Origin of the sequence: Blastococcus sp. TF02A-35, assembly GCF_004571075.1 — a bacterium.
Taxonomy (GTDB): domain Bacteria; phylum Actinomycetota; class Actinomycetes; order Mycobacteriales; family Geodermatophilaceae; genus Blastococcus.
The window spans coordinates 23,663-49,838 of sequence record NZ_SPQP01000007.1; the positions used below are offsets into that span (position 1 = coordinate 23,663).

Consider the following 26,176-nt stretch of genomic DNA (forward strand, 5'->3'; position numbering starts at 1 on the left):
TCACATGCCGGCGACGATGCTCCTCAGGTCCTCCGCCACGCGGGTGGCCTCGCGCGAGGCGCCGACGATCGCGTCCTGCGCCTGCGCGGTGGACGCGTTCTGCTCCTCGACGGCGGCGGCGATCGTCGTCTGCGCCTCCACGACGCCCTGGATGACCTCCTGCACGTTCTCCAGGGCGGCGCCGGCCGCGTCGACGTCCTCGCGCACGCTCTCGACCACCCCGCGGATGCGCTCGGTCGCCCGGGCCGTCTCCGACGCGAGGTCCTTCACCTCACCGGCGACGACGGCGAAGCCCTTGCCGGCCTCACCGGCGCGGGCGGACTCGATCGTCGCGTTGAGCGCCAGCAGGTTGGTCTGGTCGGCGATCGAGGAGATGCTGCCGGCGATCTGGTCGATCTCGGCCATGGTCGCGGCCAGCCGCTGGATCACCTCGGCGCTGCGGCGCGAGCCGTCGCTGGCCTGGTTCGCGGTGGTGGTGGCGTGGCTGGCGGCCGCCGAGATGTCGGCGATCGCCGCTCGCAGGCCGGTCATGACGTCGGTCGCGGTGCCCACGTTCTCGTCCAGCCGGCGCCCGGCCTCCGAGAGCCCGGCCAGCCGCTCCTCCAGCCCGGCCGCACGCCGCTCCTGCTCGCTGAGCCGGCACGCGGCCTCCTCGGCGGTGCGGGCCCGCTCGGCGGCCAGCTCGGCCTGCGCCTGCGCCTGGGCCTGCGCCTGCGCCTCGGCCCGCCGGGCCTCCGCGCGGCGGCCGCGGTCGGACTCCTCGGTGAACTTCCACGAGTAGGCCAGGAAGAAGGCCTCGGCCAGCAGGAAGACCGCGTGCAGCAGGGCGAACAGCAGCGGGTTGTCCTGTGCCTGCTGGGTGGAGTAGACCGCCTCGGGGGCGATGAGGCTGGTCAGCGCGTGGTGGACGGCGACGAACACGACGGCCAGCAGGAACGGCGTCCACATCTGGTACAGCGCGACCAGCGCGAGCAGCGCGTAGAACCAGATGTGCAGGTCGGTGAGGCCGCCCCCGACGTGCACGAGCAGGTCCGCGCCGAACATCAGGCCCACGCTCGCCGCCGACGCCCGCGGCAGCATGCCGCGCAGCACCAGGGCCGCGACGAGCAGGGTGACCAGCGCGGCCATCTGCCCCCACAGCGCCAGCCCGTCGTGGTGCCCGTCGCGCACCAGCGCGATGGCCACGAGGACCGGTGGGTGGAGGGCCAGGACCACGCAGATGATGCGGTGCCGGCGGCGGAAGCCCTCCTCGTCCAGCCGCGCACCACGAGGGATGGCAGCCAGGAAACCGCTGCGCGAAGGGGAGCCAGGAGTCGTCACCCGCTGCCTTTCGGCATCCGGGGCCATGCATTGAGCACAACCGAAATCTTGGTCAGGTTCCGCTCGTCGGTGGAGTCACGACAGTCAAAGGTAGCCGAAGACCGCCCGGAGCCGAAACGGGGACCAGCGGCGACCTGGGCGGCACCGGGGCCACGCGCACGTACGGCTCCCCGGCGGCCGGCCGCGGGTCGCGCTCCCCCTTGTTCGGCCACAGGGCCATCGCCCGCTCGGCCTGGGCGGTGATCGTGAGGGACGGGTTGACGCCCAGGTTGGCCGACACCGCCGAGCCGTCGACCACCGACAGGCCCGGGTAGCCGTGCACCCGGTGGTAGGGGTCGACGACGCCGGCCTCCGCCGTCGCGCCGATCGGGCAGCCGCCGAGGAAGTGCGCGGTCATCGGGATGTTCACCAGCTCGGTCATCGCCCCGCCGGGGTCGCCGCCGATCTTCGCGGCGATCCGCCGGACCGCCTCGTGCCCACCCGGGATCCACGTCGGGCTCGGCTCGCCCGGCCCCGGCCGGCTGGTCAGCCGCCGCCCCAGCCGGGAGCGGCGCCCAGACACCACGATGCTGTTGTCGCGGCTCTGCATGACCAGCGCGATCACCGTGCGCTCCGACCACCCCCGCACCGACAGCAGCCGCACGAACGCCGCCGGGTCCCGCGCGATCACCCCGAGCGCCCGGAGCCAGCGCGGCACCCGTCCGCCGCCGTCGACCAGCACCGTCTGCAGCAGGCCGATGGCGTTGCTGCCCTTGCCGTAGCGCACCGGCTCGAGGTGCGTGTGCTCGTCGAGGTGGAACGACGACGTGATCGCCACCCCGCGGCTGTAGTCCACCGGCCCCCCGCGCCGGCCGGTCGCCGCCAGCACCGCCTCGGAGTTCGTGCGGGTCTGGTGGCCGAGCTTCGGCGACAGCGCCGGCAGCGTGCCGCCGTCCCGCATGGCGTGCAGCAGCCGCTGGGTGCCGTAGGTGCCGGCGGCGAGCACCACCTGGTCGCAGGTCCACCGGCGCACCGTCCGCCTGCGCCGCCAGGCCCCGCTGCGGACGGCCTCGACCTCCCAGCCACCGCCGGGGCGCGGACGCACGCCGGTCACCGTCGTCAGCGGGTGGACGACGGCGCCGGCCCGCTCGGCGAGGAACAGGTAGTTCTTCATCAGCGTGTTCTTGCCGCCGACGCGGCAGCCGGTCATGCACGAGCCGCACTCGGTGCACCCCGTGCGCTCCGGGCCCACCCCGCCGAAGTACGGGTCGGGGACCGTGACCCCGGGCTCGCCGTAGAACACCCCGACCGGCGTCGAGACGAAGGAGTCGGCGACCCCCATCTCCTCGGCGACCTCGCGCAGGACCTCGTCGGCCGGCGTCATGCTCGGGTTGGTCGTCACGCCGAGCATCCGGCTCGCCTGGTCGTAGTACGGGGCGAGCTCGGTCTCCCAGTCGGTGATGCCGGCCCACTGCGGGTCGCGGAAGTAGGCGCTCGGCGGCTTGTAGAGCGTGTTGGCGTAGTTCAGCGACCCGCCGCCCACCCCGGCGCCGGCCATGACCAGCACGTCGGGCAGCAGGTGGATGCGCTGCACGCCGTAGCAGCCCAGCTGGGGTGCCCACAGGTACCGGCGCAGGTCCCACGAGGTGGCCGGCAGGTCGTCGTCGCTGAACCTCCGACCGGCCTCCAGGACCGCGACGCGGTAGCCCTTCTCCGACAGCCGCAGCGCCGCGGTGCTGCCCCCGAACCCGCTGCCGACGACGACGACGTCGACGTGCTCAGCGCGCGGCACGGCCGGCTCCCTCCGGGACGGCGGCCGGGGCCGGGGCGAAGTCCTCCGGGCGCAGCCGGTGCAGCCGGCGCCGGAAGGTGATGGTGGACGCTGGCCAGTTCTGCGTGTTGCGGCCGCTCTCGGTCAGGTACCAGCTGCGGCAGCCGCCGGCGAAGACGGTGCCGCGCACCCGGCGCTGGACCCAGGCGTCGAAGGCCTCGGCCACGTCCCGCCGGACCTCCAGCCACCTGACCCGCCCCCGCTCCAGGTGGCGCACGGCCTGCACGACCCAGCGCACCTGGGCCTCCAGCATGAAGATGATCGAGTTGTGGCCGAGGTTGGTGTTGGGCCCGTAGAGCACGAAGAAGTTGGGGAAGCCGGGCACCACGGTGCCGAGGTAGGCGCTGGCGCCGTCGGCCCACTGCTCGTGCAGGACGCGGCCGCCGCGGCCGGTGATGCGGATCGGCGCCAGGAACTCGGTGGCCGCGAAGCCCGTGCCCAGGACGATCGTGTCGACCTCGCGCTCGGTGCCGTCGGCGGTGACGATCGAGTGCGGCCGCACCTCGGTGACCCGGTCGGTGACCACCTCGACGTCGGGCCGCTGCAGCGCCGCGTACCAGTCGTTGGACATCAGGATCCGCTTGCAGCCCATCGGGTCGGTGGGCGTGAGCTTCTCCCGCAGCACCGGGTCGGCGACCGACCTCGCCAGGTACTTCCGGTAGGCGGCACGGTGGGCGAACAGCAGCCGCGGCTCGGTGTTGAAGCCGAGCGAGCGCAGCTCGTTGGAGACGTAGTTGGCCTCCCGCGAGAGGCGCAGCAGTCCCGGCACCCGGGCGAAGGCCTTCTTTGCCCGCTCCCGGTAGGCGCGGTCGGGCTTGGGCAGCACGTAGGGCGCCGACCGCTGGAAGACGGTCAGGTGCGCGGTGCGCGGGGCGATCGCCGGCACGAACTGGACGGCGCTCGCCCCGGTCCCCAGGACGGCGACCCGCTCACCGGTCAGGTCGTGCCCGTGGTCCCACGTCGCCGAGTGGAAGAGGGTGCCCTCGAAGGTGTCCAGCCCGGGGACGTCGGGGCGGCTGGGGCGGCTCAGCTGCCCGGTGGCGGTGACCAGGACGTCGGCCTCGTGCTCGCCGCCGCCGGAGAGGGTGAGCCGCCACCGCGCCCGGCCCTCGTCGAAGCGGGCGGACAGCACCTCGCTGCCGAAGCGGATGTGCGGCAGCACGCCGAAGTCGCGGGCGACGTCGCGGAGGTACTGGTGGATCTCCGCCTGCGGGGCGAACCGGCGCGACCAGTCCGCCTTGGGCGCGAAGGACAGCGAGTACAGGTGGGAGGGCACGTCGCAGGCCGCCCCGGGGTAGGTGTTCTCCCGCCACACGCCGCCGACGTCGGAGCTCTTCTCGAACAGCACGAGGTCGGTGACCCCGGCCTCCTTGAGCCGCACCGCCGCCGCGATGCCCCCGAACCCGCTGCCGATGATGGCGACGCTCGTCACAGCCGGGACCCTACGAGAGCGGTGGCGCGGCAGGGAGCGGCCATCAGCCGGCCCGCCAGTGCGGCGCACGGCCCTCGATGAAGGCGGCGATGCCCTCCATCGCGTCGGCGCTCGCCCCGACCGCCCGGATCTCGGCGTCGTTGCGCTCCCAGGCCGCGGCCTCATGCGGGAGGTCACCGTCGACCATGCCCAGCGCCAGCCGCTTGCTGGCCCGGACCGCGAGGGGCGCGTTGGCGGCGATCCGCTCGGCCAGCCGCAGCGCCGTCGGCAGCACCTCGTCGGCCGGCACGACCTCGTTGACCAGGCCCCACCGCAGCGCCTCCTGGGCGCTCATCGGGTCCCCGGTGAGGATCATCCGCATCGCGACCTTGCGCGGTAGCTGCTCGGGCAGGCGGAACACCCCGCCGGCCGCGGCGAAGATCCCCCGCGCGGTCTCCGGGAGCCCGAAGGTCGCCGTCTCGACGGCGACGGCGAGGTCGCTGGCGAGCACCAGCTCGGTACCGCCGCCCAGCGCCGCCCCGTTGACCGCGGCGATCACCGGCGTGCTGACCGCGTGCCGCACGAAGCCGGCGAACCCGTAGTGCTCCCGCCCGGGTGCCAGCGGCGTCTCGCCCCGCCCGAGCGCCTTGAGGTCGGCGCCGGCGCAGAAGGCCTTGTCGCCGGCACCGGTCAGGACGACGCAGCGGATGTCGGGGTCGTGGTCGGCCGACTCCAGGGCGTCGGCCAGCCGGGAGGCGACGTCGGCGTCGACGGCGTTGCGCGCCCGCGGCCGGTTGAGGGTGACCACCAGCGTGTGGTCGGTCCGCTCGGCGAGGACGCCGGGCTGCTCGTCGGAGGTCATGCGGTGCTCCCGGGAGATCGGAGGGTGATGACGGGGGCGCCGTCGCGCAGCTCGACCCGCACCGGCCGCCCCACCTGGGTGGTGGCGCCGGCGGGGAGGTTCGACAGCGAGAGCGCGGCGGCGGTGGCGGTGTCCCCCGGCGCCGTGGCGGCGGCGACGCGGGCGCCGTCGGCGGCGCGGCCGACCACGAACGCCTGCTCCGGCCCGCCGCCGCGGCCGTGCTCCACGGTGGCCGTCTCGACGACCAGGTCGACGCCGTCGCACCGGGCCGCGGGCAGCAGCGGCGGGGCGTCGGGATGGGTGACCGCCCCCGGCTCCGGGTCCCCGGCGTAGCCCCCGGGGTGCGGCCGGCCGGTCAGCACGACGGCGTGCTGCTTGGTCAGGAAGCCCCCGTTCGCGTGCACCAGCCCGGTGCCGCCGGTGCCGCGGAGCCGCTCGGCCACGGAGGCGACGGCGTGCAGCGAGTAGGTGTTGAGCGGGCCGCCGAAGGACGAGTGACCGCCCGCGACGGTGAGCACGGCCTCGGTCCGCAGGTGCAGGCCGGCGAGCTTGGGCACCACCGGGAAGCAGCTGTAGACGTCGACCAGGTCCAGCTCGTCGGCGGTCACGGCGGCTCGGGCGAGGGCCCGGTCCAGCGTCCCGGCGAGCGCCTCGGACCGGCCCAGGTCCGCGCGCCGGAGCGGGTCGACGTCGTCGGCGCCGGCGCCGCCCCGGACGTGCACGACGCGGTCCTCCGGCACCCCGGCCGCACGGGCCGCGGCCAGGGACGTGACGACGACCGCGACGGCCTGGTCGACCTGCGGCATCGCGTTGACCGCCAGCGGGTAGGGCTCGCACACCATGCGGTTGCCGGGACCGACGGTGGCGATCTCCGCCGCGGTGCGCCGCTCGGGGTTCCAGGCGACCGGGTGCCGGGCCGCGACCTCGCTGTAGTCGGCGTACAGCCGGGCCGACCACTGCGCGTTGGCGTGCGGCGTCAGCCCCAGGTCGGCCTGCAGCCGGTTCTCGAACAGCGGGTAGACGCGGGTGGGCAGGAAGAGCCCCGCCGCCAGCATCTCCTCCGACCCCAGGTCGTCGAGGTCCAGCGGTGGCGGCCCGCCCGGGTCGGCGCTCCAGCCCCGCCCCGCCACCGGGTCGACACCGGCCCGGGCGAGCGCCTGCACCGAGGCCTGCGCCTCCCCGCCCACGACCAGCTCGACCTGCGTCTCCCCCGCCGCGATCCGCGCGGCCACCTGGTCCAGCAGCCGGGCCGGGAGGTGCCCGCCCAGCCCGGTGTTGGTCGACAGCCGCGGTCGCACGCCCACCCGGCCCGCGACCGCGGCGGCCAGGTCGGCGTAGGCCCAGCTGGCCACCCGGATCGCGTGCAGCGCGTCGGCCTGCTGCAGCAGGCCCGGGGCACCGGCGTCGGCGGCGGCCAGCCGGAGCGCCTCGACGACCAGCTCCAGCGGCTCCCGGGCGCCGGCGGCCGACCGCTCGCGGTTGGCCCGCAGCTGGCCGACCCCCGCGACGACGGGCGTGCGGGACTCGTCGGGCACGGCGGCTCCTCGGGTGGTCACAGCCGTGCGGCCGCGGTGTAGAGCGCGGTGAGGTGGTCCAGCAGCGGGTCGAGGTCGGCGACGGGGCCCGGCACGCCGGCACCGGCGATGACCAGCTCGACCAGCCCTCCGGTGAGGGCTGCCGCGCTGAGCCGGAGGCGGCGCTCGTCGGGCTCCCCCGCGCTCAGGGGGCGCATGAGCCGGGCGGTCAGCGCACTGAACGACCCCAGCAGGTCGTGCCGCTGCTGCCGGAACTCCTCGGTGGCCAGGGACTCCATGAGCGCGACCCGGGCGGTGCGGGGGTCGGCGGTGAAGTACTGGGCCAGCGCCCCGAGGACCGCGCGCGCCCGGGCCTGCGGGCCGCGGTCCTCGGCGTCGACCGCGGCGCGGACGGTGCGGCGGATGTCCTCGCCGATCCGCTCGCAGATGGCGCGGAAGAGGTCCTCCCGGCTGCCGAAGAGCTCGTAGAAGTAGCGCGGGCTCAGCCCCGCGGCGCGGCACACGTCCTGCACGGTGCTCGCCGCCCACCCGCGCTCGGAGAACACCTCCAGCCCGCCCTCGAGGAACTGCTCGAAGCGCCGGGTGGAGCGCTCCTCGGCGCTCATCCCCGCGTACAGCCGCTGGACCACGGCGACCTCCTACCCGGCCTCGACGTCCAAGTGGAGTGGCACTTTACAAGATGAAAGCTCGTGGACAAGATGTTGCTGCCGCCACATCCGCCGGACGTCGCACCCTCGCCGTCCGCACCGCCGAGGAGAGCCGTGAGCAGCTGGGACACCGACGAGCGCAGGGCGCTGCGGGCCTCGGTCCGCCGCTTCGCCGAGGCCGAGGTGGTGCCGAACATGGCCGCCTGGGAGGAGGCCGGGGCGCTCCCGCGGGAGCTGCACCGCCGGGCCGCCGAGGTCGGGCTGCTCGGGGTCGGATACCCCGAGGAGCTCGGCGGCAGCGGCGGGGCGCCGGGCGACACGCTGCTCATCACCGAGGAGCTGATCCAGGCCGGTGGCAGCAGCGGCCTGGTGGCGGGCCTCTTCACGCACGGCATCGGGCTGCCGCACCTCGTGGCCGCCGGCGACCCGGCGCTCCTGGAGCGCGTCGCCCGCCCCGTCCTGGCCGGGGAGAAGATCATCTCGCTGGCCGTGACCGAGCCCGAGGGCGGTTCCGACGTCGCCGGGCTCACCACCCGCGCCGTCCGGGACGGCGACGAGTACGTGGTGAACGGAGCCAAGACCTACATCACCTCGGGGACCCGCGCCGACTTCGTCACCGTCGCCGTGCGCACCGGGGAGGCCGGCGCCGGGGGCGTCTCGCTGCTGCTCCTGGAGCGCGGCATGCCGGGGTTCACGGTCTCGGCACCGCTGAGGAAGATGGGCTGGCTCTGCTCCGACACCGCCGAGCTGTCGTTCACCGACGTCCGGGTCCCGGTAGGCAACCTGGTCGGGCGGGAGAACGAGGGCTTCTACGCGATCATGGGCCAGTTCGCGGCCGAGCGGCTGAGCCTGGCCGTGCAGGCCTACGCGACCGCCCAGCGCTGCCTGGACCTCACGCTGGCGTGGGTGAAGGAGCGGCACACCTTCGGCAAGCCGCTGGCCCGCCGGCAGGTGGTGCAGCACCGCGTCGCGGAGATGGCCCGGCAGACCGACGTCGCCCGCGTCTACACGCGGGCCGTGGTCGACCGGTGGCTGGCCGGGGAGGACGTGCTGACCGAGGTGGCGATGGCCAAGAACACGGCGGTGGCCGCGTGCGACCGCGTCGTCGACGACGCCGTCCAGCTCTTCGGCGGGCTGGGCTACATGCGCGAGTCGGAGGTCGAGCGGCACTACCGCGACAGCCGGATCCTCGGCATCGGCGGCGGCACCAACGAGATCATGACCGAGATCGTGGCCAAGCTCCTGCTCGCCTAGCCCGGCGAGATCTGCACACTCGCCCCCGTCAGCCGGCCGATGGGGGCGAGTGTGCAGATCTCGGCCTAGGCGGTGAAGGCCTCGACGATGGTCGCCCAGTGCTGCAGGTGCGGGCCGGTGCGCGGCGCGTCGGGCTGCAGCGCGTAGGTGAGCGCCTGCCCCCGCATCGAGGTGAGCAGCACCTGGTACACCGCCTCGGACTTCGGGTGCCCGGCCACCCGCTCGCCGAAGACCTCCATCGACAGCTCGCGCAGCTGCACGTTGAGCCGGCGCTCGTAGGGCAGCAGCGCCGCCCGCAGCTCCGGGTCGGTGCGGGCCGCACCCCACAGCTCCATCGCGGCGACGAACAGCGGCCCGTGGAACCGCTCCCAGATGACCTCGACGCCGAGCCGGATGCGCAGCGTCGAGTCGGCGGGCAGGTCCGCCGCGGCCTGCCGGACCGAGGCGCTGAACTCCTCGTAGAGGTGGTCGACGGCGGCCAGCAGCAGCTCGGCCTTCGAGGTGAACTGGTGGGTGAGCGCGCCCCGGGAGACCCCGGCGCGGCGCTGCACCTCCTGCGTGGTGGTGCGGGCGTAGCCGAGCTCGACCAGCGACTCGACGGTCGCCCGGACCAGTGCCTCGCGGGTCGCCGCCCGCCGCTCCGCCTGGGTGCGGCGCAGCGGCGGGCGGGCGGAGGTCGCGATGGCGGTCAGCCTGCCACCGCTGCCCGGAGGCTGCCGGCGGGAACGGCACGCTCGAGCAGGATCGCCGGCGGGCGGAACCGCTCGCCGTAGGCGTCGGCCAGCTCGTCGGCGCGCGCGACGAAGCCCGCGACGCCGCCCGGGTACTGGTCGACGTACTGCAGCACGCCGCCGTAGAGCGGCGGGAAGCCGATGCCCATGATCGAGCCGATGTTGGCGTCCTCGACCGAGCTGAGCACCTTCTCCTCCACGCAGCGGGCCGTCTCGACCGCCATGACGAACAGCAGCCGCTCCTGCGCGTCCCGGAACGGGACGGCGTCGGACGCCGGGAACAGCTCGGCCAGGCCCGGCCACACCCGCTTCTCCGGCTGCCAGTCGAAGAAGCCCTTGCCGGCGGACTTCCCGGTGCGGCCCTGCTCGACCAGCGCGCGGAGGACCGCGATGCCCGGGTGCTCCTGGGTCGCCCCGGCCTTGGCCGCCTCCTCGTTGATCTTCAACGGCAGGGTCAGGGTCACCTCGTCGAGCAGGGTGAGCGGCCCGGCCGGGAAGCCGGCCTGCAGCGCGGCCCGCTCGACGCTCATCGGCGCCAGCCCCTCGGCGAGCAGCGCGGCGCCCTCGAGGACGAGGGTGCCGAACACGCGGCTGGTGAAGAAGCCGCGGCTGTCGGAGACGACGATCGGCGTCTTGCCGATCTGCCGGACGACGTCGTAGGCGCGGGCCAGCGCCTCGTCGGAGGTCCGCTCCCCCACGATCAGCTCGACCAGCGGCATCTTGTCCACCGGCGAGAAGAAGTGCATGCCCACGACGTCGGCCGGTCGCTGCACGCCCTCGGCGAGGCCGGTGATCGGCAGGGTGGAGGTGTTGGACGCCAGCAGCGCCGGTCCTCCCCCGCCCACCCCCGCGTTGGCCTCGGCCTCGCTGAGCACCCGGTGCTTGAGCGCCTGGTCCTCGAACACCGCCTCGACGACGACGTCGCAGCCGGCGAGGTCGGCGGCGTCGCCGGTCGGGGTGATCCGGGCGAGGAAGGCGTCGGCCTTCTCCTGCGTCATGCGCCCGCGCGCCACCTGCTTGCCGACCAGACCGGCGACGTGCGCCTTGCCCTTCTCGGCCGCCTCGGTGCTCACGTCCTTGAGCACGACGTCGACGCCGACCTTGGCGAAGGCGTGCGCGATCCCGGCGCCCATCATCCCGGCACCGAGCACGCCGACCTTGGCCGCCGTGTACCTCTCCGGGCCCGACGGGCGCGAGGCGCCGCCGTTGATGGCGTTGAGGTCGAACCACAGCGCCTGGATCATGTTCGTCGAGACCTGGCCGGTGACCAGGTCGACGAAGTAGCGGCCCTCGACGGTGAACGCGGTGTCCACGTCGACCTGCAGGCTCTCCACCGCGGCGGAGAGGATCGCGTACGGCGCCGGGTAGGGCGCGCCCTTGAGCTGCTTGGTCAGGTTGGCCGGGAACGCGGGCAGGGTCGAGGCCAGCGACGGCGACGACGGCGTCCCGCCCGGGACCTTGTAGCCCTTGGTGTCCCACGGCTGGGCAGCGTCGGGGTTGGCGAGCACCCAGGCGCGGGCCTTGGCCACCAGCTCGTCGCGGTCGGCGGCCAGCTCGTGCACCAGCCCCAGCTCCAGCGCCTTCGACGGGCGCAGCTGCTGGCCCTGCAGGAGCAGCTCGAGCAGCGCCGTCGTCAGGCCGAGCAGCCGCACGGTGCGGACGACGCCGCCACCACCGGGCAGCAGGCCGAGGGTGACCTCGGGCAGGCCGATCTTCACCTTCGGGTCGTCGAGGGCGACGCGGTGGTGGCAGGCCAGCGCGATCTCCAGCCCGCCGCCGAGCGCCGCGCCGTTGACCGCCGCGGCGACCGGGATGCCGAGGGTCTCCAGCCGGCGCAGCTGTGCCTTCACCAGGGTCACCTGGGCGAGCACGGCGTCGGTGGTGTCCGGTGTGGCCTGGATCAGGCTGCCGAGGTTGCCGCCGGCGAAGAAGGTCCTCTTCGCGCTGGTCACGACGACGCCGCGGACCGACTCCTTCTCGGCCTCGAGCCGGTCGAGGGTCTCGCCCATCGACCGCACGTACGCGTCGTTCATGGTGTTCGCCGACGACGAGGGGTCGTCGAGGGTGAGGACGACGACGCCGTCGGCGTCCTGCTCCCAGCGGATGGTGCTGTCGCTCATGGGGGTCTCCTCAGACTCGCTCGATGACGGTGGCGATGCCCATGCCGCCGCCGACGCACAGGGTGGCCAGGCCGCGGCGGAGGTCGCGGCGCTCGAGCTCGTCGACGAGCGAGCCCAGGATCATCGCGCCGGTGGCGCCCAGCGGGTGCCCCATGGAGATGGCGCCGCCGTTGACGTTGACCTGCTCGTGGGCGAAGCCGGTGTCGGCCATGAACCGCAGCACGACGGCGGCGAACGCCTCGTTCATCTCGACGAGGTCGATGTCGTCGACGGTCAGGCCGGCCCGGTCCAGCGCCTTGAAGGTGGCCGGCGCGGGGCCGGTCAGCATGATGACCGGGTCGGCTCCGGAGACGGCGGTGCTCACGATCCGCGCCCGCGGGGTCAGCCCGTTGCGGCGTCCCGCCTCCTCGGTGCCGATGACCGTCAGCGCGGCGCCGTCGACGATGCCGCTGGAGTTGCCGGCGGTGTGCACGTGGTCGATGCGCTCGACCGAGTGGTACTTGTTCAGCGCGACCGCGTCGAAGCCGCCCATGTCGCCGATGCCGGCGAAGGCCGAGGGCAGGCCGGCGAGCGACTCCACGGTGGTGCCGGGGCGGACCAGCTCGTCGGTGTCGAGGACGACGGTGCCGTTCCTGTCGGTCACCGGCACGACCGAGCGGTCGAAGTAGCCGTTGGACCAGGCCTTGGCGGCGCGGGCGTGGGACTCGGCGGCGTAGGCGTCGACGTCCTCGCGGGTCCAGCCGGCCAGGGTGGCGATCAGGTCGGCGCCGATCCCCTGCGGCACGAAGGCGGTGCGCGCGGCGGTCTCGGGGTCCATGGCCCACGCTCCGCCGTCGGAGCCCATGGGCACCCGCGACATCGACTCGACGCCGCCGGCGAGGACCAGGTCCTCGAAGCCGGAGGCCACCTTCTGCGCGGCCAGGTTGACCGCCTCCAGGCCGCTGGCGCAGAACCGGTTGATCTGCACGCCGGCGACGGTCTCGGGCAGCCCGGCGGCCAGCGCCGCGGTGCGCGCGATGACCGAGCCCTGCTCGCCGACCGGGGAGACGACGCCCAGGACGATGTCGTCCACGAGCGCCGGGTCCAGGCCGGGGTTGCGACGGCGGACCTCGTCGATCAGGCCGGTGGTCAGGCTGATGGGCTTGACCGAGTGCAGCGCCCCGGTCTTCTTGCCCTTGCCGCGCGGGGTGCGCACGGCGTCGTAGATGAACGCCTCGGTGGGCATGCTCGTCCTCTCGGAGGTGTGGGGGCCGACATGGCCATGAAGGCCCTGCGTGGGGTCAGACGCCGAGGGAACGGCCGACGATCTCCTTCATGATCTCGGTCGTCCCGCCGTAGATGGTCTGGATGCGCGAGTCGAGGTAGGCCCGGGCGACGGGGTACTCGAGCATGTAGCCGTAGCCGCCGTGCAGCTGCAGGCACCGGTCGATCACGCGCTTCTGCAGCTCGGTCGTCCACCACTTCGCCATGGCGGCGTCCTCGGCGGTGAACCGGCGGGCGTTGTGCTCGAGGATCGCCTTCTCCAGGTAGGTCTCGGCGATCGAGACCTCCGTGTGCATCTCGGCCAGCTCGAAGCGGGTGTTCTGGAACTTCCCGATCGGCTTGCCGAACGCGGTCCGCTCCTTGCAGTACTCGACGGTCAGGTCGAGCACGATCCGGGCGGAGGCGACCGCGCCGGCGGCGATCGACAGCCGCTCCTGGGGCAGGTTCTCCATGAGGTGGAAGAAGCCGTGCCCCTCGGTGCCCAGCAGGTTGGCCGAGGGCACCCGGACGTCCTCGAAGAACAGCTCGGCGGTGTCCTGCGCCTTGAGGCCGACCTTGTCCAGGTTCCGGCCGCGCTCGAACCCGGGCATGCCCCGCTCGACCACCAGCAGCGAGAAGCCCCGCGCCCCGGCCTCGGGGTCGGTGCGCGCGACGACGATGACGATGTCGGCGTTGATGCCGTTGGTGATGAAGGTCTTCGAGCCGTTGAGCACCCAGTCGTCGCCGTCGCGGCGGGCCGTCGTCCGCAGGCCCTGCAGGTCGGAGCCGGCGTGCGGCTCGGTCATGGCGATCGCGGTGATGATCTCGCCGCTGACCAGCCCGGGCAGCCAGCGCTGCTTCTGCTCCTCGGTGGCCAGGCCGGTCAGGTAGGGCGCGACGACGTCGTTCTGCAGCGTGAAGCCCAGGCCGCTGGCGCCGGCGCGGCTGACCTCGGCGGAGAGGATCGCGTTGTAGCGGAAGTCGGTGATGCCGCCGCCGCCGTACTCCTCGGGCACGTCCATGCCGAGCAGGCCCTGCTCGCCGGCCCGCAGCCACACGGACCGGTCGACGACGCCGGCAGCCTCCCACGCCGCCTGGTGCGGGACGGCCTCCTTGGCCAGGAAGTCGCGGACCATCGCGCGGAACGCCTCGTGCTCGGCCTCGTACAGGACTGACTGCACAGGTACCTCCGGGGAGTCGTGGAGATCCGGCGGTCACCGCGCCGGAAACCCGAACATACAGACCACTTGTTCTGTATCTTCGCGATCCACGTCACAACGTCGTGTCGTGCAGCCGGCCGCCGAGGAGCCCACCCGATGCAGGAGTACTCCAGCCCCACCGCCTTCGAGATCCCCCACCACGCCGCCCTCCCCGACGCGGTCAGCACCCACGCGGCGGAGAGCCCGGACCGGGTCGCGCTGAGCCGCAACGTCGGCGGCAGCTGGGTGCCGGTCACCAGCCGCGACTTCGCCCAGCAGGTGGAGGCGCTCGCCCGCGGGATGGTCGCGGCGGGGGTGGGCCCGGGCGACCGGGTCGGGATCCTGAGCAAGACCCGCTACGAGTGGACGCTGGCCGACTACGCGATCTGGACCGCCGGCGGGGTGGCCGTGCCGATCTACGAGACGTCGTCGGCGGAGCAGGCGCAGTGGATCCTCTCGGACTCCGGCGCGGTCGCGGTCGTCGTGGAGACCGCCGCCCACCAGGCCCTGGTCGAGTCGGTCCGCGACGACATCCCGGGCCTGCGCGAGGTGTGGCAGATCGAGTCCGGCGACCTCGACGCCGTCGCCGCGCGAGCGGGTGAGGCCCCGGCGAACGCGCTGGCCGAGCGGCGCGCGACCCTGGACGGCGACACCCTGGCCACGATCATCTACACCTCCGGGACCACCGGGCGGCCCAAGGGCTGCGAGCTCACCCACGGCAACCTGCTCTACGTCGCCGAGCTGGCACCGGCGGTCATCCCGGCGATGAAGGCGGAGGACGCGAGCTCGCTGCTCTTCCTCCCGCTGGCGCACGTCTTCGCCCGGATCATCGAGGTCAGCTGCATCCAGAACGGGGCCCGCCTGGGCCACACCGGCGACCTCGCCTCGCTGCTGGCCGACCTCGGCACCTTCCAGCCGACGTTCCTCGTCGCCGTCCCGCGCGTGTTCGAGAAGGTCTACAACGGCGCCCGGCAGAAGGCGCACGCCGGCGGCAAGGGGGCGATCTTCGACCGGGCGGAGCGGGTCGCCGTCGCCTGGTCCAAGGCGCAGGACACCGGCGGCGCGGGCCTGGGCCTGAGCCTGCAGCACAAGCTCTTCGACACCCTCGTCTACGGCAAGCTCCGGGCGGCCATGGGCGGCAAGGTCGAGTACGCACTCTCCGGCGGCGCCCCCCTCGGCGAGCGGCTGGGCCACTTCTTCCGCGGCATCGGGGTCACGATCCTCGAGGGCTACGGCCTGACCGAGACCACCGGGCCGGCCACGGTCAGCGGCCCGGACACGCTCAAGGTGGGCACGGTCGGGCGGGCGGCACCCGGGTCGGCGGTGCGCATCGACGACCTCGGCGAGATCCTCGTGCGCGGCCCGCAGGTCTTCCGCGGCTACTGGAACAACCCGGCGGCGACGGCGGAGACCATGCGCGACGGCTGGTTCGCCACCGGCGACATCGGCGTCCTCGACAGCGAGGGCTACGTGACGATCACCGGGCGGATCAAGGAGATCCTGGTGACCTCCGGCGGCAAGAACGTCTCCCCCGCCGTCCTGGAGGACAAGATCCGGGCGCACCCGCTGGTCAGCCAGTGCATCGTCGTCGGCGACAACCGGCCGTTCATCGGGTGCCTGATCACCCTGGACGCCGAGGCGCTTCCCGGCTGGCTGGAGTCCAAGGGGCGGCCGACGAGCACGCCGCTGGCCGAGCTGGTCGACGACCCCGAGGTCGTGGCGGAGGTCCAGGCGGCGGTGGACCGGGCGAACGCCCAGGTGTCGCGGGCGGAGTCGATCCGCTCCTTCGCGATCCTGCCGGTCGAGTGGACGGTGGAGGGCGGGCAGCTGACGCCGTCGCTGAAGCTCAAGCGGTCGGTGGTCATGAAGGAGTTCGCCTCCGAGGTGGAGAAGATCTACGCGAGCTGACCCGATGGAGTGTTGCCATGCAGGAAACTCGGCTCTAGAGTTTCCTGCATGGCAACTCCCTTCGAGGACCGCCCGTCCGCGGACGAGGCGCGCGAGACGCTCCGGCAGCTGGCCGCCGACGAGGACGCCGTCCGCTACCCGCCCATCCCGGCCTGGTTCTTCCTCGTGCAGGCCGCCGCGACCGCCGGGGTGTTCCTGGTGCGGCTGCTGCCGGAGTCCGACGGCGGCCGCTACACCCAGCTCCTCGCCATCCTGGCCATCGCGCTGGCCGCCGGCGGCCTCGGGCAGAAGTACTGGCTGAACCGCGACGGCGTCTCCTGGGCCACCGCCCGGCCCCGCGACCTGCTGCCCTTCCTCGTCGGCATCGTGGGCACCTACGCGCTCTGCTGGGTGGTCGCCGAGACCACCGGCGCCCGGTGGGCGTGGCTCGTCGGCGCGGTCGTCGCGGCCACCATCGTGCTGGCCACGGGGCGCTCCTACCGGCGGGAGTTCGGGTGACCAGCGGCGCCCCGGCCTTCGACGAGGTGATCCACGCCCCGCAGCGGCTGCGGATCTGCGCGATGCTCAGCGCCGCGCAGAGCGTGGAGTTCGGCGTCCTGCAGGACCGCCTCGGCCTGTCGAAGTCCGCGCTCAGCAAGCAGCTGTCCCACCTGGTCGAGGCCGGCTACGTCAGCCAGGAGCGCGCCGTCCGGGAGTCCCGCAGCCGGCTGTGGCTCTCGCTCACCCGCGAGGGGGCGCGCGCCTACGCGGGGCACGTGCAGGCGCTGCAGGAGATCGTCCGCGCCGGCGAGGCCTGACGGATACCACGACGCGGACGCGACGGGGTGCGGGCGTGGCGGGTGTGGCAGGTGCGCCGAACACGCACCCGGCGGTACTGGCCTCGGGCGGGGCGGCCTCGGACCCTGGGTCCCATGACCACCGTTTACGCGTACGGCACAGCACACGCGGTCGTGATGGTCGGCTCCTTCGGCGCGGAGGGCCTCAAGCCCCGTCAGATCGGCCCGGCGCACGCCACCATCGGCCGGATCAACGGGCAGAGCCGCAAGGCCCTGTGCGGCGCCTACGTCTCCATCGACGAGCAGCTCCCCTGGCCGCCCGAGGGCTACGACGAGCAGCAGCTGTGCGCCAGCTGCGCGGAGCTCGCCGCCCTCTGAGTCACCCGCCGGCCACCGACGGGAGCACCTGCACCTCGGCCCCGTCGCGCACCGTCGTCGCCAGCCCGCCGGAGAAGCGCACGTCGTCGCCGTCGACGTAGACGTTGACGAAGCGGCGCACCCGGCCGGTCTCGTCGCGGATCCGCCGGCCCAGCTGCGGGTGCCGTGCCGCGAGCTGGTCGAGCAGGTCGGCCAGGGTCCGCCCGTCCGGGTCCAGCTCGAGGTGCTTGGACCCGCCGGCCAGGTCGGCGAGCACCCCGGGCAGGACGACCTGGACGCTCACGGCAGGCGCACCGCGCGGACGGCGAGCACGTCGGGCAGGTGGTCGGCGACCAGGGTGAACGAGTCGCCCTCGTCGGCGCTGGCGTAGACGCAGCCGTCCCGGGTGCCGACGTACACGCCGGTCGGGTCGTCCTCGTCGACGCAGAACGCATCGCGCATGACCGCGGTCCACGCGCCGTCCGGCAGCCCGTCCGCGGACTCCGTCCAGGTCGCCCCGCCGTCCCGGGTGCGGTGCACCCGGAGCCGCCCGGCGGGCGGGACCCGCTGCATGTCGGCGACCAGGGGCACCACCCACGCCGTCCCGGGCACCGACGGCGAAGCGGCGATGGGGAACCCGAAGTCGGCGGGCAGCCCGTCGGCGATCGAGGACCAGTGGCGGCCGGCGTCCTCGGTCCGGAAGACCCCGAAGTGGTTCTGCGCCACCATCGTGTCCGGGTCCGCCGCGTCGACGGCGACCTTGTGCACGCACTGGCCGTACTCCGGTGGCTCCGGCAGGAACGGGGCGGTGATCCCGAGGTTGCGCGGCTCCCACCGCTGCCCGCCGTCCTCGCTGACGTAGACGCCGCCGGTGCTCATCGCGATCGTCACCCGGTCCGACGCCGGGTCCGGCAGGATCGTGTGCACCGCTCCCCCGCCACCGCCGGGCTCCCACGTGGGCCGGTGCGGGTGGTCCCAGTGGCCCCGCACGAGCGAGAAGCTGCAGCCGCCGTCGGTGCTGCGCCACAGCGAGTGCGGCTCGCAGCCGGCCCACACGACGTCGGGCCGGTCGGCCGAGTCCGGCCGCAGCTGCCAGACCCGCTCCAGGGCCGCCCCGGCGTCCTCCGGGAAGCGGATCGCGCCGGACTCGGTCTCCTGCCAGCTGGCCCCGAGGTCGTCGGACCACATCACGGTCGGGCCCCAGTGGCCGTACTGGATGCCCGCCAGGATGCGCGGGCGCGACCGGCGGGTGTCCACGCAGACGGCGGCGACCTCCTGGGCGAGCAGGTGCGGCTCGCCCAGCTCCCAGGTCCGCCGCCCGTCCTCGCTGCGGGCCAGCCACAGCCCCTTGCGCGTCCCGATGGCCAGCAGATCGGTCATGACACCCCTCCGAGTCGACGGTCCTGGGAGGTAGGACCGGAGGGGGACGCAGAACTCAGCGGCGGGTGGCGCCGCCCTCGGTGGTGCCGTGCTGCGGGTGCTGCCCGTCCGGGGTCAGGCCGGGGGCGAGCCGCTGCGCCTCGGCGCGCAGCTTCTCGGCGGCCGTGCGGTCCTCGTCGGCGCGGGCCGCCCGCTCACGGGCCTGCTGCTCGGCGAGGGCGGCGCGCTCCTGGACCTCCGCCATCTCCCGACGGGCGGCCGCGGCCTGCTCCTCCGCGAGGGCCTGCTCCTTGTCCGCGCGCGCGGCGCGGACCTGCGCCTCGTGCAGGCTCTCCCGCGCCTGCTCGCGGTGCTGGGCCTCACGGCGCACACGGGCGACCCGGGCCCGCTTACCGAGGGCCAGCGCCAGCAGTGCCAGCAGCACCAGCACGACGACGACGATGAGCACGATCTGCCAGGTCTCCACGGCAACCCCTCCTCCGAAGTCGCCTCGTGGGTGCCCGAGGTCACCTGCGGGGAAACGCCTCCGGAAGCCCGGTGATCACTTCAGCGCGCTGCCGGCCTGCCACTCGTCCCACGGGATCGCCCAGTCGTAGATGTCGCCGTCGGCGGCCGACAGGGTGGGCCCGATGGAGCCCTTGATCTCCACGACGTCGCCGGGCTGGGAGAAGTTGTAGAACCAGGCCGCCCGGTCCGTGGAGAGGTTGATGCAGCCGTGGGACACGTTCTCGCGGCCCTGCTGGGCCACCGACCACGGAGCCGCGTGCACGAACTCACCGTTGTTGGAGAGGCGGACCGCGTACTCCACCGGCGTGCGGTACCCGTTCGGGCTGTCGACCGGGGTGCCGTAGGTGCTCGAGTCCATGATCCGGTTCCGGTTCAGCTCCGTCACCACGTGCGGCCCGTTGCGGCTCGGGAAGTCCGGCCCGCCCGCGCTCATCGGGAAGGTCTGCACCAGCTGGTCGCCGTCGTAGACCTCCATGGTGTGGGTGCTCGCGTCCGCGACCGACACGTGCCGGTCGCCCACGGAGAAGCTGACCGAGCGGTTCTTCTCGCCCCACACGCCCTCGCCGAAGTCGACGCCGTAGAGGTTGGCGTCGAGGGTGACCTCGATGTTCGCCGGCCAGTACTGGGACGGGCGGAAGTGCACCTCGGAGTCGTCGAGCCAGCTCCAGACGCCGTCGGTGGGCGTGGAGCTGGTGACCAGCAGGTGGCTCTCGACGGCGGCCTTGTCGGCGACCGGCTCCTCGAAGTAGACGCGGATCGGCATGCCGACGCCGACCTCCATGCCGTCGAGCGGGCCGATCGAGGGGGTGGTGACGCTCTCGGGGGTGACCGTCGTGAAGGTCGCCGTCTCCGTGGTCTCCTGGTCGTCCTCGTTCACCGCGGTGGCCGTGAGCGTGTAGCTGGTGCCGTAGGCCAGCGGGGTCTCCGGGACCCAGACCTGGGCCGGGGCGCCGTCCTCGGCCGGCTCGTCGGCGACCGGCTCCGCGTCCTGCGTCGCCGGGCCCAGGCTGCCGGGCACCGGGGCGCCGGCCCCGTCGGTCACGGTGACCTCGCCGAGCTCGCCGCCGTCGACGGCGATCTCGAGCGGGACGACGGGCGAGACGTCGGCCGCCCCGTCCTCGACGGCCAGCTCGACGGTCGCCGGCGCGGCCTCGGCGGCGGGCTGGCCGGACTTCCCGGCATCGTCCCCGCTGCACCCGGCCAGGAGGACCAGCGTCCCCGCGGCGATCATCGCGGCTGTCCGTCGCACCTGCACCGACTCCTCTTCCCCCGCCTCGCCCCACCCGGGGCGAGCCTCGTCCTCATCAGTGTCCACGGAGATGCGACACCGTGGTGGCCACCACGTGTGGCGAAGCCCTCCCCGGGCGCTGTCATGTCCGCGGCACCACGCTGGTATCGTTCTCTCTCGTTGCCCGGCCAGCCGGTGCACACGCGCCATTAGCTCAATTGGCAGAGCAGCTGACTCTTAATCAGCGGGTTCGGGGTTCGAGTCCCTGATGGCGCACCAGGATCGACCAGCGGCTTCTCCCTCCCGGGAGGAGCCGCTTCGTCGTTCACGAGGCTCTGTGGGCGCATTGTGGGCGCATCCGGTGCCGGAGTGGTCGCACGCGGGCGCACCATCGCCTCCGCTGCGTCCGCCGCTCCGCGGCCGACGCCGTCCAGCAGGTGGCTGTACGTGTCGACCGTCAGCCGCACCGACGAGTGGCCCATCCGCTTCGACACGACCGCGACGTCGACGCCGCCGGCGAGCATCAGCGAGGCTGCCCCGTGCCGCAGGTCGTGCAGGCGCACCTGCCGCAGCCCGGCGGCCTCGGAGAGGCGCAGAAACGTCTTGGTGACCTGCCCCGGGGAGAGGTCGGTGCCGTTCTCGCGGGCGAACACCCGGTCGTTGTCGGTGTAGCCACTTCCCCACTGCTGCCGCTCGGCGTCCTGGGCGAAGCGGTGGGCCATGAGCGCGCCGACCGTGCGGCCGGCGCGACCCCTTTCAGCCTGTCCCCCAGGGCGAACCGACGAACGTCGGAGAGCTCGACTCCTGGGGCCACGCCCTCGCGCACCTGCAGAGCGTCGGCCTGGCCGGGCTGCCGCCGGCGCCGGCGCGCCGGGCCCTGGCCGCCTTCCCGGAGCGGTACGGCTCGGTCCTGCCCCGGCGGCCCGCCGCATGACCTGGACCCCCACTCTCTTCGACGAGCCCACGACCCGGGCCACGGTCTCCGTCGACGTCGGACCGCGCTCCGCATGGCTCACCGGCTACGGCCTCAACGGCTACCTCGACGAACTCGACTGCCCGCGCATGTGGTGCCCCGTCCGGAAGCGACTCACCATCCCGGTCGACCGGGTCGGCGACCTCCTCGCCCTGCTCGAGCACCGCGACCACCGCGTCGTCGAGCTCCGATCCGTGGCCGAAGCATGAGCGCGCCCCGCCTCGTCGAAGCAGACGACCCATGGAACCTCGCCGACCCGTACTCGGACGTCCCTCCACCCAGCCACCCGCCCGAAGAGACGCCCGCCCCGCGCGCGAAACCGCCGCTCCGGGACCGGGTCCTCACCCGCGGCGCCCTCGCCCAGCTTCCCGAACCCGAGCCGCTGATCGACCGCACCATCGACCGACGCACTGTCGCCGTCATCGCCGGCCACTTCGGCTCCCTCAAGAGCTTCGTGCTGCAGGACTGGGCCGCCAGCATCGCCACCGGCCGGAAGTGGATGAGTCGACCCGTCCACCAAGGCCCCGTCCTCTACGTCGCCGCCGAAGGCGCCCACGGCCTTCACTCACGCTTTACCGCCTGGGAGTACGGGTGGCACCGCAACATCCCCGACGACCATCTGACCGTCCTCCTCGAGCCCGTCAACCTCCTCGACGCCCAGGCCGTCACCGAGCTCTGCCACCTCGCAGCCGGCCGCGCCCTCGTCGTCATCGACACCCTCGCCCGCTGCATGGTCGCCGCAGACGAGAACAGCGCCAAGGACATGGGCATCGCCGTCGACGCCCTCTACCGCCTCCGCGACGCCACCAACGGCGGCACCATCGCCGTCACCCACCACACCGGCAAGGACCGCTCCACCATCCGCGGGTCCTCCGCCATCGAAGCCGGCGTCGACACCGTCTACACCACCGAAGGCGACGCCCACCTGGTCCACCTCAAGCGCACCAAGCGCAAGGACGGACCACGCGAAGACCAACTCCAGATCAAGCTCAGCGCCGTCCTCGACAGCGGCGTCATCGTGTCCGCGCTCGCCGCGGACATGAAGCCCAACGCCCGCGACCTTATGTCCGTGTTCGTGTCCGCATTCGGCTCCACCGGAGCCAGCAAAGCTGACCTCTGAGCAGTCGCGAACCTCTCCCCCTCCAGCTTTCACCGCTCCCTAAACGGGCTGGTCGAAGCCGGAATCCTCGTCAACCACGGCAGCGACGCCCGCCCCTTCTACCGAGCCGGAGACGACCAGTGATGTCCGCATGTCCGCGACTGTCCGCACCGCACGGGCATGTCCGTCCGTTCGCTCCTCCCTTAGGGAGCGGACACGGACAGCGAAGCCAGCCCAGGCGCGACCGGCGGGTCGCCGGCAGCCTGGTTGTCTGCGCAGACGCCGCGCGCGTGGCTGGACGATGGTTCGGTCCGCGTCGGGGCCTGGTGAACGCCTCGGCGAGGATCGTCGACCGCGCGCCCACGTTGCGCCCACAGCGTGCGTCGGCGCTGATCAGTAGCGCGTCCGCTGACAACGGATCAGGTGGGCTGCAGGCCGAGCAGGTTGCCTGCGGTGCCCAGCAGCACACCGGCCACGAGGAGGGTGACCGCCCATCCGCGTCTGGCCTGGCTGCCCAGCACGTGCTCGATGACGTCGTTCAGCAGCATCTGCTGGCCGTAGGAGCCTTCCGGGTTGTTGCGGGGGTTGGCGGCGCGCCATCGCTGCAGGCTCCGGGTCGCGCGCTTCCCCTCCCTCACCAGCAGGGCGATGCCGACCAGTTCAGCAGCAAGGGCGAGCAGGGTGCAGGTCACGGCCGCTGCGGTCATGGCCGGCAGTGTGCCGGGCGGTGTGCGGCGTGAGCGGCATGACCACTCTCATTGCACCTTCTGACCCGCGATACGTCGACCCGGCGGAGTGGCGTCAGGCCGTGGCCGCCTGGCGTGCGGGTGGGCTGCTCAACGCGCTCGAGGAGCTGTCGAAGCGGTCGGGTGACAGCACTCCCCTGGCCGTGCTGGACGCCGGGATGGCGCTGCACCGGCTGCTGGTCGATGTGGGCCTGGCAGACGGGCGCGCCCCGCTGGCTGCTGACGCGTGGCGGGAGGAGCCGTGAAGTGGGCGCAGACGATGGGAAGTGGGGGCGAGCCGCACGCGAGGGGCCGTGTCCCCGGTGAAGCGCGGCTGCCCGCGCAGAAGGTGTGCTGGACGCACCGCACACCTTCTGCGCGGGCACGGCGCGCCCTAGCCCTTCTCGACCACCGTCGAGCCCGGTTGCGCGCCGCCCTTGGCCAGGCGGAACGCGATGGCGGCGTCCTTGACGATCTGGCTGTAATCCGTGCCGCCGTAGCTCTTGGCGTGCTCCAGGACCTCCACCACCGCGGTGTAGATCGCTGCACGTGCGTCGGACTCGTTGGCCATGTGTTGTCCCCTCGTCTTCACCAGGACCCGGGTGGTCTCGGTTCTCCGCTGAACGTAGCGGCGGGGGGTGACGGCCGTGGGTGAGTCGCAGGACTGGACGCCGGCGTTCCCGGGTCAGCGGCCCCGTTAACGAGGCCGAGGGCGCTTCCTTGGTCCTGGCGTCGGCGCAGCGGGAGCTGGAGCGCCAAGCGGCCGCGACCGAGTTCGCGATCAGCGGCGTCACATCAGCGATGGTCGAACAGGCAGCTCAGGCGCTCTCCGCCATCGACTCTGGCTTCGCCTACCGCAAGTCGGTCAACGACCTCGAGGACGCGCAGGCAGATCTCGCCGACGCCATCCGGAACCGCACCAGCGCGGACGAGGGCCTGCGAACGTCGCAGGAAGACGTCGAGCGGGCGCAGCTCGCGTTGGAGGTGCAGACCCTCCGCACTGCCGAGGCTTTCGGTCGGCAGCAGGCGGACCTGTCCGGGCTGTCGACGGACTCGCTGACGTACCAGCGCATCGTCAAGGAGCAGATGCTGGCCGAGCTGTACCGCCTGCAGTCGGCCGCCGGCCCCGAGATGGCGGCCGCGATCGGGCAGCAGATCGCCGCGCTCGAGCAGTCCGAGGTGTCGCTGATGGGCACCAGCCAGTCGGCGGGGTTGACGGCGCAGCGGATGCGCGACCTCGGCCTGTCAGTCACACAGATCCCCGGCAACAAGACCGTCTTCATCGACGCGCCGACGGCCGAGCAGAAGGCCCGGCTGGAGGCCCTGGGGTTCGCGGTGCGCACCTTGCCCGACGGCCGGATCTACGTGACGCTGCCGAACGCCGGAGCCGTGGAAGGGCAGCTCGCCGCGTTGGCGCGTGACCGCCGGGCGACGGTGTGGGTCGACCAGCGCACGGGGATCAACTACCGGCCGCCGATGGGGGGGGGCGGGCACATCTCGGAGCGCGCCGCTGGCGGTCCGGTGTTCGGTCCTGGCACGGAGACGTCGGACGACATCCCGGCGCTCCTGTCCAACGACGAGCACGTCTGGACTGCACGCGAGGTGCGGGCGGCCGGCGGGCACGGGGCGGTCGAGCAGATCCGGCAGGCCGTGCTGGCCGGCCGCGGGTTCGCATCCGGCGGCCCGGTGACCACCGGTGCCCGGGCCGCGACCGCTACGGCCCCCGCGCAGCTCCGCGAGGGGCCGCTCCTGCAGGTGGACACCGTCAACCTGGTCGAGGGCACCCCCGACGACGTCGCCCGGAGGCTGTCCATCGAAGCGCGAACCCGGGGATGGGGCTGATGGGTCCCACCGCGGTGACGTGGCGCAGAGCTGCTCCAGCTCCGGCATGGTGGTTGAGTCCCCGCATGGGGCTCAGGTTCCAGGGGGAGGCGGAAGACGGGACACAGCTGCACGAGCTTCGCGCGGCACACGTCACCGAGGTGCTGCAGGTCATCACCGAGGACGTGCGGCGGCGCTACTTCAAGGCGCCCTAACCGTGCCGGAGCGCGGACGGGTGGCCAATCGTGGCGCGCCGTGACTCAGCGGACGCGTGCATCACTTCGGGTGACGGCGCGCTGCCGCACTGGTTTCTAGAGTTGACACTGTGACTTCTGGGATGCCGAACCCGGCGGTTCCCGTTAGGAAGACACCACAGCACTGCCGATGGACGAGCCGTACATCCTTCGCGCGAAAGGAGCGAGCCTGTGGCGTTGATGCACCATGACGACTCTCCTCAGTCGCGAACAACGCGCCTGCGGAGGAGCAGCCGCCCTGACGCAGATGTACTGGTCCATGATGCGGTTCGCCGTGCAGCTGCCCGCGAGCGGGTGCTGGTTCGGTATCGAGGGTTCTACGCCGGCATCACCCTGCTCGCTGTGGCGGGTCTGGCTCTAGGCCTGGCATCGCTCGTCTTCGACCTGCCCTCTGCGTGGGCCCCTGTCGCGGCCCTCGTGATCGGTCTGGGGAGCGCCTCAATCGGAGCCCTCATCGGCAGTCGCCTGGAGTACCAGCGACGCGCCGAGCGAGCGCAGCTGCTACGTCAGCTGCGGGAGGCCGAGGTTCGCAGCCGCCCGCGGGCATGACCGATCCCAAGCCCGCGAACGTTGGAGAGCCGGCTACGACCAAGGTGGCGGCCCCTGCCGACGAGACCATCGCGTTCTCTGAATCGGCCGTCGACGCGTTTGACGCAGCGGCGGACCAGTATGTGGTTGACCTGACCGATGTCAGTGCAATGCTGATGCGACGGCAGAACATGGACGCCGTTTCGGCGGCACACGTAGAGACTGCTGCGTCGCTCCTAGCCACAAGGTCGGGTCGTCGATCAGCGAAAGCGTTGAGCGCCTTCGGAGGTGTGCTGCTCGGTGCTGGGCTGGGTGTGTTCACGTCGGTCATGGCCTCAGAGGCGCCGCGGTGGACGAGCTTCTCCGTGGCTATCGCGCTGATCTTCTGCACCCTCGGTGGAGTCATGATGGCGGTCGGGCTGCTGCGGGAGTAGCCGTGACGCTTTCCCGACCGTCGACTTGCCCGTGGGTTGCCTTGTTCTACCCCGG

27 protein-coding genes and 1 tRNA gene are annotated in these 26,176 nt (G+C 73.0%); 12 read left to right on the plus strand and 16 right to left on the minus strand.

What is annotated here, in order from left to right; all coding sequences use genetic code 11:
* From E4P43_RS04855 to E4P43_RS04880, 6 genes are read right to left on the minus strand one after another with little or no spacing between them, the layout of a single operon-like run.
* Complete coding sequence (locus E4P43_RS04855) at positions 1-1,320, minus strand: methyl-accepting chemotaxis protein (RefSeq protein WP_135144292.1); 1,320 nt, start codon at positions 1,318-1,320, stop codon at positions 1-3.
* Positions 1,321-1,372: 52 nt separating this feature from the next.
* A complete protein-coding gene (locus E4P43_RS04860; RefSeq protein ID WP_135144293.1) occupies positions 1,373-3,091 on the minus strand; it encodes a GMC family oxidoreductase in 1,719 nt (572 codons plus the stop codon).
* Positions 3,078-4,562, minus strand: coding sequence for an NAD(P)/FAD-dependent oxidoreductase (locus tag E4P43_RS04865; protein ID WP_167759065.1), 1,485 nt, complete (start codon positions 4,560-4,562; stop codon positions 3,078-3,080). Before E4P43_RS04865 ends, E4P43_RS04860 begins: the two co-directional genes overlap by 14 nt.
* A gap of 43 nt (positions 4,563-4,605) precedes the next feature.
* The gene (locus E4P43_RS04870) at positions 4,606-5,403 is read right to left on the minus strand and encodes a crotonase/enoyl-CoA hydratase family protein (protein WP_135144295.1); all 798 of its coding nucleotides are present in this window, start codon (positions 5,401-5,403) and stop codon (positions 4,606-4,608) included.
* Positions 5,400-6,938 carry an acetyl-CoA acetyltransferase gene (locus tag E4P43_RS04875; RefSeq protein ID WP_135144296.1) on the minus strand — a complete coding sequence of 513 codons (1,539 nt, stop codon included), beginning with the start codon at positions 6,936-6,938 and terminating at the stop codon, positions 5,400-5,402. The genes E4P43_RS04870 and E4P43_RS04875 overlap by 4 nt, the downstream gene beginning before the upstream one ends.
* 17 nt (positions 6,939-6,955) lie before the next feature.
* Positions 6,956-7,567 (minus strand): TetR/AcrR family transcriptional regulator, encoded by a 612-nt coding sequence (locus tag E4P43_RS04880; protein WP_135144297.1) that lies wholly within the window; start codon positions 7,565-7,567, stop codon positions 6,956-6,958.
* Between the two features lie 132 nt (positions 7,568-7,699).
* Between E4P43_RS04880 and E4P43_RS04885 the strand changes: the two genes are divergently transcribed.
* Positions 7,700-8,839, plus strand: a complete 1,140-nt coding sequence (locus E4P43_RS04885; protein WP_209313733.1) for an acyl-CoA dehydrogenase family protein — start codon at positions 7,700-7,702, stop codon at positions 8,837-8,839.
* A gap of 65 nt (positions 8,840-8,904) precedes the next feature.
* Here the strand turns inward: E4P43_RS04885 and E4P43_RS19790 are convergent, their stop codons facing one another.
* From E4P43_RS19790 to E4P43_RS04905, 4 genes are read right to left on the minus strand one after another with little or no spacing between them, the layout of a single operon-like run.
* Positions 8,905-9,531 carry a TetR family transcriptional regulator gene (locus E4P43_RS19790; RefSeq protein WP_280790933.1) on the minus strand — a complete coding sequence of 209 codons (627 nt, stop codon included), beginning with the start codon at positions 9,529-9,531 and terminating at the stop codon, positions 8,905-8,907.
* Positions 9,528-11,690, minus strand: a complete 2,163-nt coding sequence (locus E4P43_RS04895) for a 3-hydroxyacyl-CoA dehydrogenase NAD-binding domain-containing protein (RefSeq protein ID WP_135144299.1) — start codon at positions 11,688-11,690, stop codon at positions 9,528-9,530. Before E4P43_RS04895 ends, E4P43_RS19790 begins: the two co-directional genes overlap by 4 nt.
* Before the next feature lie 10 nt (positions 11,691-11,700).
* Positions 11,701-12,915: an acetyl-CoA C-acetyltransferase gene (locus E4P43_RS04900; RefSeq protein ID WP_135144300.1), complete on the minus strand. Its 1,215-nt coding sequence runs from the start codon at positions 12,913-12,915 to the stop codon at positions 11,701-11,703.
* 55 nt (positions 12,916-12,970) lie between these two features.
* On the minus strand, positions 12,971-14,113 hold the full coding sequence (locus tag E4P43_RS04905) for an acyl-CoA dehydrogenase family protein (protein WP_135144301.1): 1,143 nt from the start codon (positions 14,111-14,113) through the stop codon (positions 12,971-12,973).
* A 135-nt stretch (positions 14,114-14,248) separates the two neighbouring features.
* On the opposite strand from E4P43_RS04905, the gene E4P43_RS04910 reads away from it, so the two are divergent.
* The 4 genes from E4P43_RS04910 to E4P43_RS04925 all read left to right on the plus strand — a co-directional run bounded on the left by E4P43_RS04910 (position 14,249) and on the right by E4P43_RS04925 (position 17,193).
* Positions 14,249-16,039, plus strand: coding sequence for an AMP-dependent synthetase/ligase (locus tag E4P43_RS04910; protein WP_135144302.1), 1,791 nt, complete (start codon positions 14,249-14,251; stop codon positions 16,037-16,039).
* A 48-nt stretch (positions 16,040-16,087) separates the two neighbouring features.
* On the plus strand, positions 16,088-16,537 hold the full coding sequence (locus E4P43_RS04915; RefSeq protein WP_135144303.1) for a hypothetical protein: 450 nt from the start codon (positions 16,088-16,090) through the stop codon (positions 16,535-16,537).
* Positions 16,534-16,836 (plus strand): transcriptional regulator, encoded by a 303-nt coding sequence (locus tag E4P43_RS04920; protein ID WP_209313734.1) that lies wholly within the window; start codon positions 16,534-16,536, stop codon positions 16,834-16,836. Before E4P43_RS04915 ends, E4P43_RS04920 begins: the two co-directional genes overlap by 4 nt.
* 114 nt (positions 16,837-16,950) lie before the next feature.
* The gene (locus E4P43_RS04925; RefSeq protein ID WP_135144304.1) at positions 16,951-17,193 is read left to right on the plus strand and encodes a hypothetical protein; all 243 of its coding nucleotides are present in this window, start codon (positions 16,951-16,953) and stop codon (positions 17,191-17,193) included.
* 1 nt (position 17,194) lies between these two features.
* Here E4P43_RS04925 and E4P43_RS04930 read toward each other — a convergent pair whose 3' ends face one another.
* The 4 genes from E4P43_RS04930 to E4P43_RS04945 all read right to left on the minus strand — a co-directional run bounded on the left by E4P43_RS04930 (position 17,195) and on the right by E4P43_RS04945 (position 20,308).
* Entirely contained in the window at positions 17,195-17,476 is a 282-nt protein-coding gene (locus E4P43_RS04930; RefSeq protein WP_135144305.1) for a ubiquitin-like small modifier protein 1, read from the minus strand.
* Positions 17,473-18,552, minus strand: coding sequence for a sialidase family protein (locus tag E4P43_RS04935; RefSeq protein WP_135144306.1), 1,080 nt, complete (start codon positions 18,550-18,552; stop codon positions 17,473-17,475). The genes E4P43_RS04930 and E4P43_RS04935 overlap by 4 nt, the downstream gene beginning before the upstream one ends.
* Positions 18,553-18,607: 55 nt before the next feature.
* Positions 18,608-19,018 carry a hypothetical protein gene (locus tag E4P43_RS04940; RefSeq protein WP_135144307.1) on the minus strand — a complete coding sequence of 137 codons (411 nt, stop codon included), beginning with the start codon at positions 19,016-19,018 and terminating at the stop codon, positions 18,608-18,610.
* A gap of 75 nt (positions 19,019-19,093) precedes the next feature.
* Entirely contained in the window at positions 19,094-20,308 is a 1,215-nt protein-coding gene (locus E4P43_RS04945) for an Ig-like domain-containing protein (RefSeq protein ID WP_245158936.1), read from the minus strand.
* Positions 20,309-20,490: 182 nt separating this feature from the next.
* Here E4P43_RS04945 and E4P43_RS04950 point away from each other — a divergent pair.
* From E4P43_RS04950 to E4P43_RS04960, 3 genes are all read left to right on the plus strand, one after another.
* Positions 20,491-20,566: transfer RNA gene (locus E4P43_RS04950), tRNA-Lys, on the plus strand.
* Positions 20,567-21,217: 651 nt separating this feature from the next.
* Entirely contained in the window at positions 21,218-21,469 is a 252-nt protein-coding gene (locus tag E4P43_RS19795; RefSeq protein WP_167759068.1) for a hypothetical protein, read from the plus strand.
* Positions 21,466-22,380 carry an AAA family ATPase gene (locus E4P43_RS04960; protein WP_167759069.1) on the plus strand — a complete coding sequence of 305 codons (915 nt, stop codon included), beginning with the start codon at positions 21,466-21,468 and terminating at the stop codon, positions 22,378-22,380. The genes E4P43_RS19795 and E4P43_RS04960 overlap by 4 nt, the downstream gene beginning before the upstream one ends.
* A gap of 398 nt (positions 22,381-22,778) precedes the next feature.
* On the opposite strand, the gene E4P43_RS04965 is transcribed toward E4P43_RS04960, so the two are convergent.
* Complete coding sequence (locus E4P43_RS04965; protein ID WP_135144309.1) at positions 22,779-23,066, minus strand: hypothetical protein; 288 nt, start codon at positions 23,064-23,066, stop codon at positions 22,779-22,781.
* 101 nt (positions 23,067-23,167) lie between these two features.
* Between E4P43_RS04965 and E4P43_RS04970 the strand changes: the two genes are divergently transcribed.
* Complete coding sequence (locus E4P43_RS04970) at positions 23,168-23,350, plus strand: hypothetical protein (RefSeq protein WP_135144310.1); 183 nt, start codon at positions 23,168-23,170, stop codon at positions 23,348-23,350.
* A gap of 128 nt (positions 23,351-23,478) precedes the next feature.
* On the opposite strand, the gene E4P43_RS19800 is transcribed toward E4P43_RS04970, so the two are convergent.
* Positions 23,479-23,655, minus strand: coding sequence for a hypothetical protein (locus tag E4P43_RS19800; RefSeq protein WP_167759070.1), 177 nt, complete (start codon positions 23,653-23,655; stop codon positions 23,479-23,481).
* Positions 23,656-23,804: 149 nt separating this feature from the next.
* Between E4P43_RS19800 and E4P43_RS04975 the strand changes: the two genes are divergently transcribed.
* The 3 genes from E4P43_RS04975 (at position 23,805) to E4P43_RS04980 (ending at position 26,121) form a co-directional block, all read left to right on the plus strand.
* Entirely contained in the window at positions 23,805-24,926 is a 1,122-nt protein-coding gene (locus tag E4P43_RS04975) for a hypothetical protein (protein ID WP_135144311.1), read from the plus strand.
* 65 nt (positions 24,927-24,991) lie between these two features.
* Positions 24,992-25,120 (plus strand): hypothetical protein, encoded by a 129-nt coding sequence (locus E4P43_RS20765; RefSeq protein WP_280790929.1) that lies wholly within the window; start codon positions 24,992-24,994, stop codon positions 25,118-25,120.
* A 584-nt stretch (positions 25,121-25,704) separates the two neighbouring features.
* Positions 25,705-26,121, plus strand: a complete 417-nt coding sequence (locus E4P43_RS04980; RefSeq protein ID WP_135144312.1) for a hypothetical protein — start codon at positions 25,705-25,707, stop codon at positions 26,119-26,121.
* The last annotated feature ends 55 nt before the right edge of the window (positions 26,122-26,176 follow it).

Excerpts from the sequence above, each read along its gene's own strand:
- E4P43_RS04870 (WP_135144295.1), bottom strand. The coding sequence starts at position 5,403 with ATGACCTCCGACGAGCAGCCCGGCGTCCTCGCCGAGCGGACCGACCAC.
- E4P43_RS04895 (WP_135144299.1), bottom strand. The coding sequence starts at position 11,690 with ATGAGCGACAGCACCATCCGCTGGGAGCAGGACGCCGACGGCGTCGTC.
- E4P43_RS04900 (WP_135144300.1), bottom strand. The coding sequence starts at position 12,915 with ATGCCCACCGAGGCGTTCATCTACGACGCCGTGCGCACCCCGCGCGGC.
- E4P43_RS04910 (WP_135144302.1), top strand. The coding sequence starts at position 14,249 with ATGCAGGAGTACTCCAGCCCCACCGCCTTCGAGATCCCCCACCACGCC.
- E4P43_RS04915 (WP_135144303.1), top strand. The coding sequence starts at position 16,088 with ATGGCAACTCCCTTCGAGGACCGCCCGTCCGCGGACGAGGCGCGCGAG.
- E4P43_RS04925 (WP_135144304.1), top strand. The coding sequence starts at position 16,951 with ATGACCACCGTTTACGCGTACGGCACAGCACACGCGGTCGTGATGGTC.
- E4P43_RS04935 (WP_135144306.1), bottom strand. The coding sequence starts at position 18,552 with ATGACCGATCTGCTGGCCATCGGGACGCGCAAGGGGCTGTGGCTGGCC.
- E4P43_RS19795 (WP_167759068.1), top strand. The coding sequence starts at position 21,218 with ATGACCTGGACCCCCACTCTCTTCGACGAGCCCACGACCCGGGCCACG.
- E4P43_RS04960 (WP_167759069.1), top strand. The coding sequence starts at position 21,466 with ATGAGCGCGCCCCGCCTCGTCGAAGCAGACGACCCATGGAACCTCGCC.
- E4P43_RS04965 (WP_135144309.1), bottom strand. The coding sequence starts at position 23,066 with ATGACCGCAGCGGCCGTGACCTGCACCCTGCTCGCCCTTGCTGCTGAA.
- E4P43_RS19800 (WP_167759070.1), bottom strand. The coding sequence starts at position 23,655 with ATGGCCAACGAGTCCGACGCACGTGCAGCGATCTACACCGCGGTGGTG.
- E4P43_RS20765 (WP_280790929.1), top strand. The coding sequence starts at position 24,992 with ATGGGGCTCAGGTTCCAGGGGGAGGCGGAAGACGGGACACAGCTGCAC.
- E4P43_RS04980 (WP_135144312.1), top strand. The coding sequence starts at position 25,705 with ATGACCGATCCCAAGCCCGCGAACGTTGGAGAGCCGGCTACGACCAAG.